Source organism: Nonomuraea sp. SBT364 (assembly GCF_001083785.1).
GTDB lineage: Bacteria > Actinomycetota > Actinomycetes > Streptosporangiales > Streptosporangiaceae > Nonomuraea.
In genome coordinates this window covers 1-15,324 of sequence record NZ_LAVL01000052.1, presented here as the reverse complement: position 1 = coordinate 15,324, position 15,324 = coordinate 1, and the positions used below count along the sequence as shown (strand labels likewise).

Sequence of the window (15,324 nt, the reverse complement as noted above, 5' to 3'; positions counted from 1 at the left end):
CCCCGGCCCACCCCCGCGCCTCGCCGGTGGGGGTGGGCCGGTCCGGGTCAGGACCAGCCGTTGGACCGGAACGCCAGTTCCACGGCCCCGGCGACCGCGCCGTCCGCGCAGGCCGCGGCCACGACGTCGGCGGCGGCCCGGACGTCCGGGTGGCCGTCGCCGACGGCGATCCCCACGCCGGCCGCCGCGATCATGTCGAGGTCGTTGGGGTTGTCGCCGATGGCCGCGATCTGCCCGAGCGGCACGCCCCGGGCGGCGGCGAGCTCGCGCAGCGCGTTCCCCTTGGTCGCCCCTTCCGGCAGCACCTCCAGGTACGTCGCCTCGGACCGGACCGTGACCGTGCCCGGGATGTCCAGGCGCGGGAGCGGATCGCCGATCAGCATGCACTTGGTGATCGCGCCGGGCGGCAGCGCCGTCCAGTCGCCGGGGTCGCGCAGAGTGATCCCGTCCCGCCGGGCGTAGTCCCGCAGCGCGGGCGCGTCCTGCGGGGTCAGCGCCTGCCCGCCGCTGAACGCCACCGGGTGGACGCCCGCCGGGAGCTCGCCGAACAGGGCGAGCAGCGTCTTCCAGGCCGTCGCCGGCAGGTGGCGCGACCGCAGGACGGCGCCGGTGGTCAGGTTGACGGTTCTGGCGCCGTTGTAGAGGATGGCCGGCCCGTCCAGGCCCAGCTCGTCGTAGTAGCGGCGGGCCGATCGTTCCATCCGCCCGGTGGCCAGGACGACCTCGCCCCCGGCCGCGCGGAAGCGGCGCAGCGCCTCCCGGCCGGTGGGCACCATGGCCAGGTCCCGTCCCACGAGCGTGCCGTCCAGGTCGGTCACGATCCAGCGGATCACGACGTGCTCGCAGCCGCCGCGACCTCGGCCATGACGGAGGCGCCGAGGTCGAACCCGCCGACGCAGGCGAGGTAGCCGCCGGGCGCGAAGACGCTGCCGGACAGCGGGAGGTAGACGCCGCCGGCCTGCCTGACCAGCAGGGATCCGGCCGCCACGTCCCAGGCGTTGACGTGCGTGCCGTAGGCGACGTCGGACCACCCGGCGGCGACGTGCGCGAGCTTCAGCGCGGCGCTGCCGGGCCGGCGGACTGCGGCGAACGCGCGGGTCATCCTGGCCAGGCGGTCCAGCGCCGCGTCGCCGTCCCTGTCCAGGTCCCGGGGTGTGGGATAGCTCGACAGCAGCATCGCCTCCCGGTCGGTGCGGGCGCCGGCGCTGCGGATCGGCGTGCCGTTGCACGTCGCCCCGCCGAGCCAGGCGGCGAACTCGTCGTCGCGCACGGGATCGTAGACCACCCCGGCGACCACCTCGCCGTCCACGGCCGCCGCGATGGAGGTGCAGAAGAACGGCAGGCCGGCGGCGAAGTTCGCGGTGCCGTCGATGGGGTCGACGTACCAGCTCACCGCGCCCTCCCCGTGGGTGCCGCCCTCCTCCCCGACCACGACGCTGTCGGGGCAGCGGCGGGCCAGGACGTCGCGGATGTGGTCCTCGGCCGCCTTGTCGTGCTCGGTCACCGGGTCGTGGAAGTCACGTTTGGTGCGGACCTGCGGCCTGGAGCGGAAGGCGCCGCGGAGCCGGTCGCCGACGGCCCGGGCCGCCTCGGACGCGATGGCGGTCAGCTCGCGCGAGGTGTTCAGGTCCATGTCTCCTCCAGCAGTTTCAGCAGGGCGCTCGGGTCGTCGACGGTGGCGTGCGGGCTCTGCCGGACCCGGTACGGGACCTCGCCGGTGCTCCCGGAGACCATCAGGACGGTGGCGCCCGCCCCGGCCCGCGCGCCGCAGAGCACGTCCCTGTCGTAGTTGTCGCCCACGTACCAGGCGTCGGCGGGGTCCACCCCGAGGGCCCGGCAGGCGATCCAGATCATCTCGGGGTTCGGCTTGCGCACGCCGGCCTCGTCGCTGTAGACCTGCGCCGCCAGCAGGCGGTCCAGGCCGGTGGCGGCGAGGTGGTCACGGTGCACGGCGCCGCACAGGGCGTTGCTGACGACCGCCGCCCGGACACCGCGCTCGCGGCAGGCGGTCAGCAGCCGTTCCGTCCCCGGGCGCAGCTCGCGGTCCCTGCGCAGCTCGCCCATGCGCCGGCACAGCGGCGTCGCCTCGATGGTGACCAGCGTGCGCGCCTGCTCCGGCCAGTCGGTGGCGACGAACTCGGCCCAGAACCGGCGGTGCGTCATCTCCTCGGGGGCGAACTGCCGGGAGGTGGAGTCCTTCCAGTACGAGTCGGCCCGCGCGCCGGCCCGGATGTCGGTCTCGACGTCGTCGGCGGTGAGGCCGTCGAAGCCCGCCCCGGCGAGCAGCGCGTGCACCTCCAGGGCCAGCTCGGCGGCCCAGGCGGGGCGTTCGCTCGTGTCGACGAGGACACCGCCGAAGTCCAGGAGCAGCGCCTTCGGCCGGATCACGCGCTGACCTCCGACCGGTCCCAGGAGGAGATCCGGGAGCCGTCCGCGTCGAACAGGTGCAACTGCTCGGCCCAGCAGGTGATCACGTCGCCAGGGGCGGCCCGGACGGGCGTGTACGACAGCGCGTACAGCTCGGTGTCCAGGACGCGCAGCCGTACCGTCCAGGAGGAGCCGGCCGGGAGGACGGCCTCGACCAGGGCCTCCTCGCTCCACGCCGAGCCGGGCGGCGCGCCCAGGCGCAGCGCCTCGGGGCGGATGCCGACGGCGGCGGGGACGGCGCGCGTGTCGCGGGACCGGACGAAGCGCAGCAGGGAGGCGGCCAGGCCGGCGGGGGCGGGGCCGGCGTCCACGATGGCCATCGGCGGGCTGCCGACGAACTCGGCGACGAACCGGTTGGCGGGCCTGGCGTACATCTCCATCGGGGCGGCCAGTTGCTGCAGCTCGCCGTCGCTCATGACCGCGACGTCCGTGGCCATGGTGAGGGCTTCGAGCTGGTCGTGGGTGACGAAGACGATGGTGGCGCCGGACTCCTCGTGGATGCGTTTGAGCTCGGCGCGCATCTCCAGGCGCAGGCGGGCGTCGAGGTTGGACAGCGGCTCGTCGAGCAGCAGCACGGCGGGGTTGACGGCGAGCATCCTGGCCAGCGCGACGCGCTGCTGCTGGCCGCCGGACAGCTGCGAGGGGTATCGGTCCATGGCGGTCTCGACGTGCACCATCTTCAGCGCCTCGGCGGCCCGTGAGCGCCGCTCCGGGCCGGGCACCTTGCGCATGCGCAGGCCGAACTCGACGTTCTCGCGCACCGACAGGTGCGGCCAGAGCGCGTAGTTCTGGAACACCAGGCCCATGGCCCGTTTCTCCGGGGGGACGTAGATGCCCTGCTCGACGGAGTCGAGCGTCCGGCCGCCGACGGCGATGGTGCCCGTGGTGGGCTGTTCCAGCCCGGCGATCATGCGGAGCGTGGTGGTCTTGCCGCAGCCGGAGGGGCCGAGCAGGCACATGAAGGCGCCGTCGGGGACGACCAGGTCGAGGTTCCTGACCGCGTGGTCGCCGCCTCCGTAGCTCTTGGAGACTCCGCTCAGGGTGATGTTCGGCATCTATCCTCCTAGGCCGGACGCCAGGCTGCTCTTGGTCAGCCGCTGCGTCAGGGATGTCATGGTGAAGGAGAGCAACGCGATCATGAGGACGACGGCGTTGGCGAGCTGGGTGTAGCCGTAGTCGACCAGGCCGATCGAGAGCGTCGTGAGGAGCTGGGTCCCCGTGGTGGTCAGCATGATGACGATGCTGAGCTCCTTGAGGCCGGAGATGAAGGGCAGCACGATCCCGGTGACGAGGGCGCCCTTCTGGATGGGGAAGATGATGCGGCGCATCCGCTGCCACCAGGAGGCGCCGGCGATCTGCGCGGCCTCCTCCGGCTCCCTGCCGAGCTGGATCATCGCCGCGATGCCCGAGCGTGAGCTGTACGGCAGGTGCGTGACGGCCATGACCAGGACCAGCAGGAACGTGGTGCCGTACAGCGCCGGGACGGGCCCCCGCGCGACGGCGAACAGCGACAGCGACGCGGCGGCGAAGGCGATGCCGGGGATGAGGTAGGGCAGGAAGGACACCTGGCGCAGGAAACCGGCGATGCGCGGTGCGGTCCCCCGCACCACGACGTAGCCGATCAGCAGGCCGAGGATCGCGCAGATGAGCGCGGCCAGGCCGACGATGCGCAGCGAGTTCCAGGCCGCCTCCCACAGCTCGGAGCCGCGCAGCACGCCGTGCGGGAAGCCGACCGCGCCGGGCAGCCGTTCGGCGATCCAGTAGTCGAGGGTGAAGGTCGACAGGTCCAGCGGGGTGCGGGTGACGGTGGACAGCAGCAGCGTGAGCACCGGGACCAGCACGCTCACGGCGAAGACCAGCAGCCCGAGCGCGCAGGCGGGCCGGCGCCAGCGGCGCAGGTCGGCCGGCCGGTCCATCGCGCCCTTGCCGCCCACGGTGACGAACCGGCGCTGCTCGCGCATCAGCCGCATGTCGGTGAAGACGATCAGCACGCCGATGATCACGATGACGGTGGCGAGCACGGAGGCCACGCCGGTGCTGCGGTCCCTGATCGACTGGAAGAGCCCGGTGGACAGCACCCGGTAGTCGACCGGCAGGCCGAGGACGTAGGGCGTGCCGAACGTGCCGAGCACCCGCCCGACGACGAGCAGCACGGCCGACGACAGGGCCGGCAGCATCAGCGGGACCACGATCCGCCGCACGACGGTGCGCCTCGGCGCGCCCAGGATCCGCGCGGAGTCCTCCAGTTGCGCGTCGATGCGCCGCAGCGCGTTGCCGACGAGGAGCAGCACGAACGGGTAGTAGTGCAGGCCCAGCGTGATGATGATCGGGAGCGCGCCGTAGGCGAGCCAGTCGGGCGTGCGGATGCCGTGCGCCTGGAGGAACCCGATCTGCCCGCCGGCCCGCTCGTTCTTGAACAGCGACAGCCACGCCAGCGAGAACGTCCACGACGGCAGCATGTACGGGACCACCAGCGCCCCGGCCAGCCAGCGGCGCCCCGGCACGTTGGTCCGGCTCACCAGCCAGGCCATGCCGCCGCCGAGCACCAGGGCGAACGCCGTGGTGCCGACGGCGACGACCAGCGTGTTGAGCAGCGGCTCCCAGAACAACAGGGTGCTGATCCGGGAGCGGAAGACCCGCCACAGGTAGTAGCCGGTCCACTCGCCCGGCTGCTGCCCGGTGTGCACGTCGTCGCCGTACTGCAGGCGTACGGCGTCGGACAGCACGGCGACCAGCGGAGCCACGACGAGATAGGCGAGCAGGACGACGAGGATCAGGCCGAGCGCGGCGGTCGGATCGTGCCGCATGACCTGGAGGCGGTAGCGCAGTCTGCGCCGTCTCGGCGGGCGGGGCGGCGGCTCGGTCTTGGTCACGACAGCCATGGGATTCCTTCGGGGGGTGACGGATTTCAGTGGCTTCGTTTGAGCATCGCGTCGGCGAGCGCGTCGGCGGCCTCCCCGAGCCGTCTGCCCACGGCGTCCAGGCGCGACAGCAGCTCGCGTTCGCGCAGGGTGCTCATCTCCAGCGGCCCGGCGAACAGCTCGGTGAGCCGGGCCTGGTAGAGCTGGCGGACCCGGCTGCGGGACTTGCGGGTGGCGAGCACGGCGACGGTGACCGAGCCGGGGTCGCCGGTGATCTTCAGCAGGGCCCGGTCCAGCTCGTCCAGGCCGTCGGCCACGGCCTCCAGCGGCTCGACGGCGAAGGCGAGGTCGGCCGGCCCGAACAGGTCGGCCTCGCGCACGAAGTCGCGAAGCTGGTCGAGGACGTCGTCGACGGAGCGGGAGAGCCGGAAGAGGTCCTCCCGGTCGATGGGCGTGGTCAGCACCCGTTTCAGCGCCCGGACGAGCTCGGCCCGCGCGGCGTCGCCCTCGTGCTCGATCTCGGCCATCCGGGCGCGCGCGTCCTGGCGTCCCAGGGTGTCGGCGGCCGCCGAGCAGGCCAGCTCGGCGCCCGTCCTGGCGACGGCGACCTGGCCGCGGATCAGGTCGATCACCCGCCGTCCCGACCGGCCGCGCAGCTCGTCCCAGGCCCTGGCGATCCGGCGGGCGGGGCCGCCCCGGCCGCTCACAGCAGCCTCAGCCCGAGGCCGGCCAGGCAGCCCAGCGCCAGCGACGAGGGCAGGGTGACCAGCCATGCCGTGCCCAGGTTCAGCACTCCCTGCCATCGCACCCTCCTGCTTCCCTCGCTCGCCACCACGCCGACGACGCCGGCCGTGACGGACTGCGTCATGCTCACCGGGCTGCCCAGGACCGAGCTGCCGAGGACGGCGCCGGTGGCCGCCGTCTCGGCCGAGACCACGTGCAGCGGCCGGGTGAGGACCAGGCCCCGGCTGAGCCGCTCGGCCACGGGCGCCAGGCCGGTCAGCGCGCCGGCCAGGAACAGCACCGCCAGCGCCGCCATCCAGCCGGGGGCGACGTCGACGGGCCCGACGCGGCCGGGCCCGTGCCGGCTCACGTCCACCGCGACGCTCACGACCGCGATCATCTTCTGGCCGTCGTTGACCGCGTACGCGGTGCACTGGGCCGCGTAGGCGAGCAGATGGGCGGCGAGCACGAGCTTGGGCATCCAGCTGGTGGACGGCACCCGGCGCGCCGCCGTCCCCAGCAGGTAGCCCAGGGCCAGCCCGGCGAGCGGCGCGCAGGCGCCGACGGCGAGCACGGTGACCAGGCTCGTCCACGGCACCGGCAGGCCCGCGCCGAGCCCGGCGCCGGCGATGCCGCCGACCACCGCGAGCGTCAGGCTGGTCGGCAGTCCCCTGCCGGTCAGCACCGCCACCACCACGACCGCGATCACCACGCCCGCCAGGAACGCGGCCGCGCCGCCGCGCCCGCCCCGCCCGGCCAGCCCTTCGGTGAACGTCCCGGCCACGGCGACGCCGAGCACGTACGGGCCGGCGAACAGCAGCGCCACGGGTAACGCGGCCACCACCCAGCCCGGCGTCTTCGGGAACCGCATCCCCAGCCCGATCAGCGTGGCCCCGTCGTTAGCCCCGCTGATCAGCACGAACAGCGCGGCCACCACGGCGAAGGCGAGCGTCCAGCCCATCAGAGGCGGGGCCGCCGGCCGGCGGACGTCGTCACGTCGCCTCCAGCAGGCTCAGCGCGGTGTCCACCGCGGCCGTCACGTCGCCGCCCGGCGGGTAGAGCAGCGCCCGGCCGGCCACCAGGCCGCGGACGCCGGGCAGCCGCAGCGCCTTGCTCCAGGCGTCGAACACCTCGCCGGAGGCCCCGCCTGTGTCGCCGCCCAGCAGCACGACGGGCAGCGTCGTCGACTCCACTACGCGTTCCATGTCGGGCACGACCGGGATCTTCAGCCAGGTGCGGGCGGAGGTGGCGCCGAGGCCCTGCCCGACGCTGATGGCGTGGATCATCGCCTCCGGCGACAAGTCGTGCCGCACGACGCCCTCCAGCCGCCCCGACCAGAACGGCTCGATCATCGCCATCAGGCCGTGCCCGGCCAGCCGGGTCACCGCGTGCCCGCAGCCGGCCAGGGTGGCGGCGGTGGCGGCGTCGTCCAGCGCGATCCGGCACAGCATCTTGCCGCCGTCCAGGCCCATGGCCGCGATCGAGTCGGCGTCGTAGGCGGTGAACCGGTCGTCGAACTCGAACACCGACCCGTGCACGCCGCCGCGGTTCATCGAGCCGATCACGATCTTGTCGTGGAGCGCGCCGAGCAGCAGCAGGTCCTCGACGACGTCGGCGGTGGCGAGCAGCCCGTCCACGCCGGGCCTGGCCAGGGCGGTCATGAGCCGGTCGAGCAGGTCGATGCGGCTGCGCATGGCCAGCGGCCGGCCGGCGACCCCGAGCGAGCCCCTGGCGGGGTGGTCGGCCGCGATGATCAGCAGCTGGCCCCTGCCGTTCCTGAGTGGCCGGCGTCTGCGGGCGGCGGCCGCCTCGGCGACCCGCTCCGGACGCCAGGCCCGATCGTCGAGCAGCCTGCGGTGATCCTGCTCAAGCATGCGTGAAGACTCCTTCCGCACGGGCCTGTCGGCCATGGCCTTCAGTTCTAGATGAACAATCGATGAACAGTCAATGCTTTGTCCTGACATACTGACGAACGCCTCTTAGGTCCCCATGCCGAACTGACATACATATGTCTTGACAAACGGTTCACAGGATGTTCATCGTGAATGAACCACGGCGCCGATCGGGGCTCAGCCGGCGCCCGGAGAATCCCCGAGGCAAGAGAGGTGACGCCGCGATGAGGCGTACCGGGAAGTTCATCTCCATGGCGTTGCTGACGGCCGCCGCCGTGGCGTGCGCGCCGTCCACGGCCGGCGGCGGGCCGTCCCCCACGGACACCGCCCAGGCGCTGCCCGGCCCGTCGCTCGACGCGGACTTCGACCTCCAGGCGCTGATCGCCGCCGCGAAGAAGGAGGGCAGCGTGCTGGTCTACGACTCCAGCGGCGACATCGAGGAGGTGGCCAAGGCGTTCACCGCGAAGTACGGGATCACCATGGAAGGAGTGAAGTCCGACTCCCCGCAGACCGCCGAGAAGATGACCCGTGAGCACGCCGCGGACAACGTCACCATCGACGCGGCCATGTACGAGGACGGCGGCGTGCTGGTCGGCCGGCTCATGCCGCAGGGCGTGACCCGGACCTGGGTGCCGGCCGACCTCAAGGACCAGATCCCCGCCGAGAACCAGAACCCCCTGCTCGCGCTCTCGAAGGCGACGATCTTCGCCTACAACACGGCCCTGTCCCCCGGCGGCTGCCCCGTCAAGAACGTGTGGGACCTGACCGAACCGGAATGGGCCGGCAAGCTGGTCATGCAGGACCCGCTCGGCAAGCCCACCGTGCTGTCGTTCTTCACCCAGCTGGACGCGCACGGCAACCAGGCGCTCGAACAGGCCTACCAGGCGAAGTACGGCAAGGCGCTGAAGACCGAGGAGAAGAGCGCCGCCTATGAGTGGATCAGGCGGATCTCGCTCAACAAGCCGGTGCTGACCGGCTCCGACGAGGACATCTCCGGCGCGGTCGGCGCGCCCGGCACCACCGACAAGAAGATCGGCTTCATGTCGATCTCCAAGTTCCGCAACAACGAGGACAAGGGCTACAAGCAGGCCGCGTGCGAGGGCATGACGCCCTTCACCGGCTTCAGCTACCCCAAGTACGTCGCCGTCGCCGCCAAGAGCAAGCACCCCAACGCGGCCAAGCTGTACGTCCACTTCATCATGACCGAGGAGGGCGTCAAGCACGAGATCGGCGAGGGCGGCGTCTCCGGCAACAGCACGGTCAAGCCGCTGGTCACCCCGCCCGGCCTGTCCGACTGGCAGGGCCAGCTCTTCCACACCGACCCCAAGGGCCTGCTCGGCGACCTGCGGAACCGCCAGGGCGTTTCGGACTTCTGGCGGGTCAACCGCGGCTGATCAGGCATCACCCCATCACCCCCCACATGAGGAGGCGTCATGCGTCCCCTGCCCAGGTTCCTCCTGGCAGCCCTGCTGGTGTCCGCGTCGAGCGGCCTGGCCTTACCCGCGGCGGCCGGCTCCGGCGTCCCGTCGGTGTCACCCGAGGTGGAGACCCCCGCCCTGTTCGACGACGAGGCCGGCGGCAACGCCAACGGCGACGACCCGGCGATCTGGGCGCACCCGTCCGACTCCGAGGACAGCGTGGTGATCGCCACGGCCAAGGAGGGCGGGCTGTTCGTCCACGACCTCGACGGCCGCCAGATCCAGCACATCCCCGCGCCCGCCGCCCCCGGGCCCGACGACGAGCCCGGCCGGTTCAACAACGTCGACGTCACCTACGGCTTCCACGGCCGTGACCTCGCGGTCGTCTCCGACCGCGGCCGCGACCAGCTGCGCCTCTACGCCGTCGACGACGGCCGGCTCACCGACGTGACCGCCCCGGGCGCGCCGTTCGTCTTCAACGACACCCACGAACAGGTCAACGACGCGGAGACGGCGTACGGCCTGGCCGCCTGGAAGGACTCCACCGGCACCTACGCGCTGGTCAGCCGCCGCCACAAGACCTCGATCGGCCTGGTCAAGCTCCTGCCCGAGGCGAACGGCAAGGTCGGCTACCAGCTCGTCAGGACGATCGGCCTGCCCGCCTCGTTCACCCTGCCCGACGGCCGCCCGTGGACCCCGTGCATGGAGCCCGACGAGCTGGCGCAGGTCGAGGGCATGGTCGTGGACCAGCAGCGGGACGTGCTCTACGCGGCCCAGGAGGACGTCGGCGTCTGGCGCATGCGGGCCGACCTCACGGGCACGCCGGTGCTGATGGACAAGGTCAGGGAGTACGGCGTGCCGGGCACCTACGACCCCGCGACGGAGGAGTGCGCGCCAGGCGCCGACCCGGGCTTCGGCGGCCGGCACCTGACCGCGGACGCCGAAGGGCTCACGATCTACTACCGGGAAGACGGCAAGGGTTACCTGCTGGCCTCCAGCCAGGGTGACAGCACCTTCGCCGTCTACCGCAGGGAGGGCGGCAACGCCTACCTCGGCCAGTTCCGGATCGGCGCCGGCGGCGGCATCGACGGCGCCGAGCACAGCGACGGCGCCACTGTGCTGAACCTGCCGCTGGGCGACTTCGACGAGGGCCTGTTCGTCTCGCACGACGGCGCCAACACGCCGGCCGTGCCCGACCGGGAGAACACGAACTTCAAGTTCGCCGAGTGGGACGACATCGCCGACGAGCTCGACCTGGACGTGGACACCGGCGGCTGGGACCCCCGCGACTGACCCGCCCGGATCGATACGGGGCCCCGGCGGGCAGCGCTCCGCCGGGGCCGCGCGTCGGCCGGCGGGCGTCGTCATGAGCGGGGCCGGACGAGTCCCGTCTCGTAGGCGACGATCACCAGCTGCACCCGGTCCCGGACGTCCAGCTTCGTCAGCGCCCGGGTGATGTGCGTCTTGGCCGTCAACGGGCTGATCACCAGCTTGGCGGCGATCTGGTCGTTGGACAGTCCTTCGGCGACCAGGCGGACGACCTCGCGTTCGCGGGCAGTGAGCACCGTGAGGCCGTCGCCGCCCACCGGGACGGGCCGGTGGGCGAACTGCTCGACGACCCGCCGCGTGACCCCCGGCGACAGCAGCGCCTCCCCCGCCGCCACCACGGCGACCGCGCGGCGCAGCTCGGCCGGCTCGACCTCCTTGGTGAGGAAGCCGCAGGCCCCGGCCCGCAGCGCGGCGAAGACGTGCTCGTCGGTGTCGAACGTGGTGAGGATGACGACCTTGGTAGCCGGTCGTTCGGCGAGGATCCGCCGGGTGGCCTCGATGCCGTCCATGCCGGGCATGCGGATGTCCATGAGGACGACGTCGGGCTCGGTGGCCCGGGCCCGCCGCACGGCTTCGTCGCCGGTGGCGGCCTCGCCGACGACGGTGAGGTCCTTGGAGCGGCCGAGCAGGCTGCGGAAGCCCGCGCGGACGAGGGCCTGGTCGTCGGCGAGCAGCACCCTGATCGTCATGCGCGCCCCGCCAGCGGGATGCTCGCCCGTACGGCGAAGCCGTCCCGGCCCTCGACGCTCAGGATGCCTCCCAGGGCGGTGACGCGCTCGCGCATGCCGGTCAGGCCGTGCCCTTCGGCGGTGTCCGGAGCGCCCCGCCCGTCGTCGGTCACCTCGACCGTCACCGTGCTCCCCGAGTAGCGCAGCCGGACCGTCACCCGTGCGGCGCCGGCGTGCTTGATCGTGTTGGTCAGCGCCTCCTGGACGATCCTGTGAGCCGCGACCGCGTGGGCCGCGGGGACCGTCGCGGGGTCGCCGTCCTCGTGCAGCGTGACGTCCAGGCCGCTCGCCCCGGCCGCGTCGACGAGCGAGGCGATGCCCGCCAGGTCCGGCTGCGGGGCCGTGCCGCCGTCGATCCGCAGCACGCCGATGAGGGAGCGGAGGTCGTTCATGGCCCTGCCCCGCACGTCCATCGCGGTGCGCAGGGCCTCGCGCGCCTCATCGGGGGCCTCCTCCAGCGCGTCGGCGGCCACGTTGAGGTGGACGCCGACCACGGCCAGGGTGTGGGCGACGATGTCGTGGAGCTCACGGGAGATCTCAAGCCGCTGCTCGGCCAGGCGGCGGCGGGCGTCCGCCTCGCGGGCCTCCTCCAGCTGGGCCCGCCAGCGCAACTGGTTGTGGCGGGCGTGGCCGACCGCGAGCACGAGTGCCAGCCAGAGCATCTCCGCCCCGCCGGAGGCGAGCGCGCGGGCCGGCGGAGCGTCCGCGACGGCCCAGTCCCAGGCCAGGGCGTAGGCCAGCAGGAACAGCCCCACTCCGGTGGCCCGGCGCAACCGGCCCGCCGCGGCCGCCGTGTAGGCGGCCGCGGTCAGCGGCCACACCCAGCCGCCCTCGAACAGCCCCGCCGCCTGGAAGGCGATCAGCGCGGCCGCCGACGCCAGCAGCACCCCGACCGGCCATCGCCGCCTGACCAGCAGCAGGCCGCCCAGCACGAGTGCCAGCGTGACGGCCGGCACGCCGATCGGAGCCCCCACCGCCGCCATCCCGGTCAGGACGGCGACGGCGGTGAGAACGGCGGGGAGCACGGCGCCGATCATCGGCGCCGGCGGGGCAGACGGACGGCCGCCAGGGCCATCCACAGCAGGTTGGCGGCCATGGCCACGCGTTCGGTCACCCCCACCACCGGCGGCAGCGAGCGGGCGATCATGACATCCACGAGAGTGACCACGAACAGGATCATCCCAGCCACCACGGCTACGGTGACACCGGTGAGCAGGGCGTCTCTCGGCAAGCCCCTGGTCAGCAGCACCGCGGCGATCATGAAGGCGAGGAAGGCCACCCAGGCGGACAGCCCGTGGACGGTCTCCGACACCGACGGGTCGTCCCACTGCCCCGGCGGGTCCGCCGGGAAGATCGCGGCCACCAGCACCCCGGCCGACCAGAGGCCGAGCAGCCACGTCCCGGCGCGGCCGGCGCCGGCGCGGGCCGCCGCCACCGTGAGGGCCGCGCCCGCCAGCGCCATGGCGAGGAGCCCGACCGTGACCAGCCAGCCGGCGCCGGTGTTCACGAACCGGCTGACGGTCTCCTCGACAGGGCTCATCTCCGTGTTGACCAGGTCCGAAAGGGCGAAGGCCACTCCCCCGACGCCGACTCCGGCCAGAACTGTCTTCTTCATGGCTGCGACATTAGGGACGGGGTGTACGGCCCGGCATCGTCCGTTCGATGACACCTGCGGGTACACCATTCGGTGTACTGACACCGCCTCTCAGAGCCGTGGAGCCAGCCGGACCGGGCCGAACAGGCCCGTGACGCGCTGGCCGGGGAAGACGAAGTGGGTCGGGCTGACCTCGTCCAGGTAGGGGCCGAGGGTGCCGAGGACGAGGATCTCCAGCGTGTTGTCCCCTTCGTCCAGGACGACGTCGAAGGTGTACGGCGAGCAGACCCTGATGCCGCAGGGCCGGCCGTTCACCGCGACCTCCGCCGTGCCGCGGACCCGGCCGAGGTCGAGCCGGGCGGGCCCGGCGGAGGCGGTGAGCGTGGTCCGGTAGCGGACGCCGCCGCTGTAACCGGCCAGCCCGCGCTCCTCCCAGTCGCCCAGCCGCATCCGGCCGGGACCGCAGGTGAAGCGGACCGGGCCCGCCAGCGCCGCCCCCTCCTCGGCTCCGGGCCCGGTGACGACCTCCAGCACCGCCCCGGCCGCGACCACGCCCGCCAACCCGGGGGCGCCCCCCGGACCGGCGCCCGGTGTGACGCCGGCCTCCGGGGCACCGCGCGGGGTGAGGGCGGTCGCGTGGCCTTCGCCGTTGATGAGTCTGGCGGTGCCGCAGGTGGCGTCGACCTCGATCGCGGTCGCGCCGGGCGGCGGGTCCAGCAGGAATCGCGCGGTGCCCGGCCGTGCGCCGGGGACGGCGAAGGTGGCGGGCAGCGCAGCAGGCCGCCCGTCGAGCCAGCCCGCTCCCGGCAGCGGGTGCGGGCGCGGCCGCAGATACAGCGCGGCCGGGTCGCCCTGCTGGCGGCGCCGCACGCGCGGGCGCGAGGTCCAGTGCGGGCCGGACACCACGAGCCCGTCGACGAGCACCCAGCCGTCCGACTCCACCCGGACCACGTTGTCGCCGGGACGGAGCAGGTGGGCGACGTCGTAGCGGCGCAGGCGGGGGATGTCGGCGTCCGCGTACGGGTCGAAGCCGCCCTGCCGCCCCGCCTCCTCCCCGTTGACCAGCACCCGGCAGGGTGCCACGGACGCGACCTGCAGCACCTCGTACGGCGGCGCGCCCACGGTCACGGTCGTCTCCAGCGGCGCGCCGCCGATCCACTCGGGCCGGGCCGCGTCGCCCCGCTCGGCGACCAGGCACACGTACGCGCGCAGTTCGAGCTCCTCGTCGGGGACGAGGTCGAGCTCCAGCAGGTACGTGCCGGGCGCCAGGCGGGCACGTGAGACGGCGGCGTATCCGGTGTCCTCGATCGGCTGCTCCACGCCGTCCAGCCGGACGGTCTTGGCGGCGGGCGCGCCGAGCGCCAGCCAGCCGCCACCGTCGTCGCCGCCGGGGACGGTGAGCAGGCTGCGGAAGCGGGCCCGCCGCCCCGCCGCGACCCGGCCGAACGCCAGGAACTCCGCCGGCACGTGGCCCTTCGGTCCCAGCGTGTCGCGATGGACCGGGTCCTTGTGCAGGCCCCGGGAGGCCGACCACGCCGACGGCGTCCACGGGCCGTCGCCGGTCCGCTGCTCGCCCATGGGGCCGAAGCCGGCGTGCACGCGTCCGCCGTCCGCGCCGGCCAGCGTCCAGCGTTCGACGGTGGCGCCGGTGGCGCCGAAGTCCGACCAGGTGTCGTCCAGGGTCGGCACCAGGTCCACGTCCCACTCCTGGCCCAGGTCGACCGGGTCGCCGTAGCGCGGGCGGGGCTCGGGGGCGGCGGTGCTGCCGTCGAAGATCAGCAGGGCGGCGGGGCCGTCGTCGAAGGGCACGTCCACCTCCACCGCGTCGCCGTCCCTCCGGTACGGCAGCGGTCTCGGCTCGGCGCCGAAGAGGCCGGCCAGCAGTGGCGTACCCCGCACGCCGGTGACCTTGACGCGCATCTCGCGCGCGTACCTGCCGGGGTCGAAGTCGATCGAGGCGTCCAGCCAGCCCAGCTCGACGCCGCGCTCGCCGGGCCGGGCCACGCCGATCCTGCTCGCCATGGGGAACGCGGCGGTCAGGAACACCAGCGTGGTGTCGCCGATCTCGCGGACCAGCGGCGGCACCGGTGCCTCGACCCGGCGCTCCAGCCCGGCCAGCGCCTCCCCCAGGTGCTCGGGTGCCGGCGCGAACAGCGCGCCGCCGGCCGCGAAGCGGGCCTTGAGGCGCGGCGACTCCGGCAGCGCCCCGACCGCCACCAGCAGTCCCCCGGCGGCGGCGAACTCGTCCAGCCGCTCGGCCACGTCCTCGTCCAGCGCGGTCACGGCAGGCAGGATGACGACCCGATACGCCTCGTCCGCCACCGCCAGCCGCCCCCCACCCCCAGGACCCCC

General features: G+C 73.5%; 13 protein-coding genes and 1 pseudogene. 2 read left to right on the top strand and 12 right to left on the bottom strand.

Annotation, left to right across the window (positions count from 1 at the left end):
• Positions 1 to 47: 47 nt before the first annotated feature.
• Genes ADY59_RS23215 through ADY59_RS23180 form a run of 8 tightly spaced genes read right to left on the bottom strand, consistent with a single transcriptional unit; the run spans position 48 to position 7,885 of the window.
• Complete coding sequence (locus ADY59_RS23215) at positions 48 to 833, bottom strand: HAD-IIB family hydrolase (protein ID WP_049565437.1); 786 nt, start codon at positions 831 to 833, stop codon at positions 48 to 50.
• On the bottom strand, positions 830 to 1,633 hold the full coding sequence (locus ADY59_RS23210; RefSeq protein WP_049565435.1) for an inositol monophosphatase family protein: 804 nt from the start codon (positions 1,631 to 1,633) through the stop codon (positions 830 to 832). Before ADY59_RS23210 ends, ADY59_RS23215 begins: the two co-directional genes overlap by 4 nt.
• The gene (locus ADY59_RS23205) at positions 1,624 to 2,388 is read right to left on the bottom strand and encodes an HAD family hydrolase (protein WP_049565433.1); all 765 of its coding nucleotides are present in this window, start codon (positions 2,386 to 2,388) and stop codon (positions 1,624 to 1,626) included. Before ADY59_RS23205 ends, ADY59_RS23210 begins: the two co-directional genes overlap by 10 nt.
• Complete coding sequence (locus tag ADY59_RS23200) at positions 2,385 to 3,482, bottom strand: ABC transporter ATP-binding protein (RefSeq protein WP_049565431.1); 1,098 nt, start codon at positions 3,480 to 3,482, stop codon at positions 2,385 to 2,387. The genes ADY59_RS23205 and ADY59_RS23200 overlap by 4 nt, the downstream gene beginning before the upstream one ends.
• Positions 3,483 to 5,309, bottom strand: coding sequence for an ABC transporter permease (locus tag ADY59_RS23195; protein ID WP_049565429.1), 1,827 nt, complete (start codon positions 5,307 to 5,309; stop codon positions 3,483 to 3,485).
• Between the two features lie 26 nt (positions 5,310 to 5,335).
• Entirely contained in the window at positions 5,336 to 5,995 is a 660-nt protein-coding gene (locus ADY59_RS23190) for a DUF47 domain-containing protein (protein ID WP_049565427.1), read from the bottom strand.
• Entirely contained in the window at positions 5,992 to 6,972 is a 981-nt protein-coding gene (locus ADY59_RS23185) for an inorganic phosphate transporter (RefSeq protein WP_049565425.1), read from the bottom strand. The genes ADY59_RS23190 and ADY59_RS23185 overlap by 4 nt, the downstream gene beginning before the upstream one ends.
• A gap of 31 nt (positions 6,973 to 7,003) precedes the next feature.
• Positions 7,004 to 7,885, bottom strand: coding sequence for a Cgl0159 family (beta/alpha)8-fold protein (locus tag ADY59_RS23180; RefSeq protein WP_049565422.1), 882 nt, complete (start codon positions 7,883 to 7,885; stop codon positions 7,004 to 7,006).
• Between the two features lie 242 nt (positions 7,886 to 8,127).
• Here ADY59_RS23180 and ADY59_RS23175 point away from each other — a divergent pair, with 242 nt between their 5' ends.
• Together ADY59_RS23175 and ADY59_RS23170 are read left to right on the top strand one after the other, a co-directional pair.
• Positions 8,128 to 9,297, top strand: a complete 1,170-nt coding sequence (locus ADY59_RS23175; protein ID WP_049565420.1) for an ABC transporter substrate-binding protein — start codon at positions 8,128 to 8,130, stop codon at positions 9,295 to 9,297.
• A 39-nt stretch (positions 9,298 to 9,336) separates the two neighbouring features.
• On the top strand, positions 9,337 to 10,614 hold the full coding sequence (locus tag ADY59_RS23170; RefSeq protein WP_049565419.1) for a phytase: 1,278 nt from the start codon (positions 9,337 to 9,339) through the stop codon (positions 10,612 to 10,614).
• Positions 10,615 to 10,685: 71 nt separating this feature from the next.
• On the opposite strand, the gene ADY59_RS23165 is transcribed toward ADY59_RS23170, so the two are convergent.
• From ADY59_RS23165 to ADY59_RS23150, 4 genes and pseudogenes are all read right to left on the bottom strand, one after another.
• On the bottom strand, positions 10,686 to 11,339 hold the full coding sequence (locus ADY59_RS23165; protein WP_049565418.1) for a response regulator transcription factor: 654 nt from the start codon (positions 11,337 to 11,339) through the stop codon (positions 10,686 to 10,688).
• Positions 11,336 to 12,403, bottom strand: a complete 1,068-nt coding sequence (locus ADY59_RS23160; protein WP_197093803.1) for a sensor histidine kinase — start codon at positions 12,401 to 12,403, stop codon at positions 11,336 to 11,338. The genes ADY59_RS23165 and ADY59_RS23160 overlap by 4 nt, the downstream gene beginning before the upstream one ends.
• An 8-nt stretch (positions 12,404 to 12,411) precedes the next feature.
• Positions 12,412 to 12,993, bottom strand: coding sequence for a DUF998 domain-containing protein (locus tag ADY59_RS23155; protein WP_197093802.1), 582 nt, complete (start codon positions 12,991 to 12,993; stop codon positions 12,412 to 12,414).
• Between the two features lie 90 nt (positions 12,994 to 13,083).
• Positions 13,084 to 15,324, bottom strand: a pseudogene (locus tag ADY59_RS23150) (hypothetical protein); the annotation flags it as partial.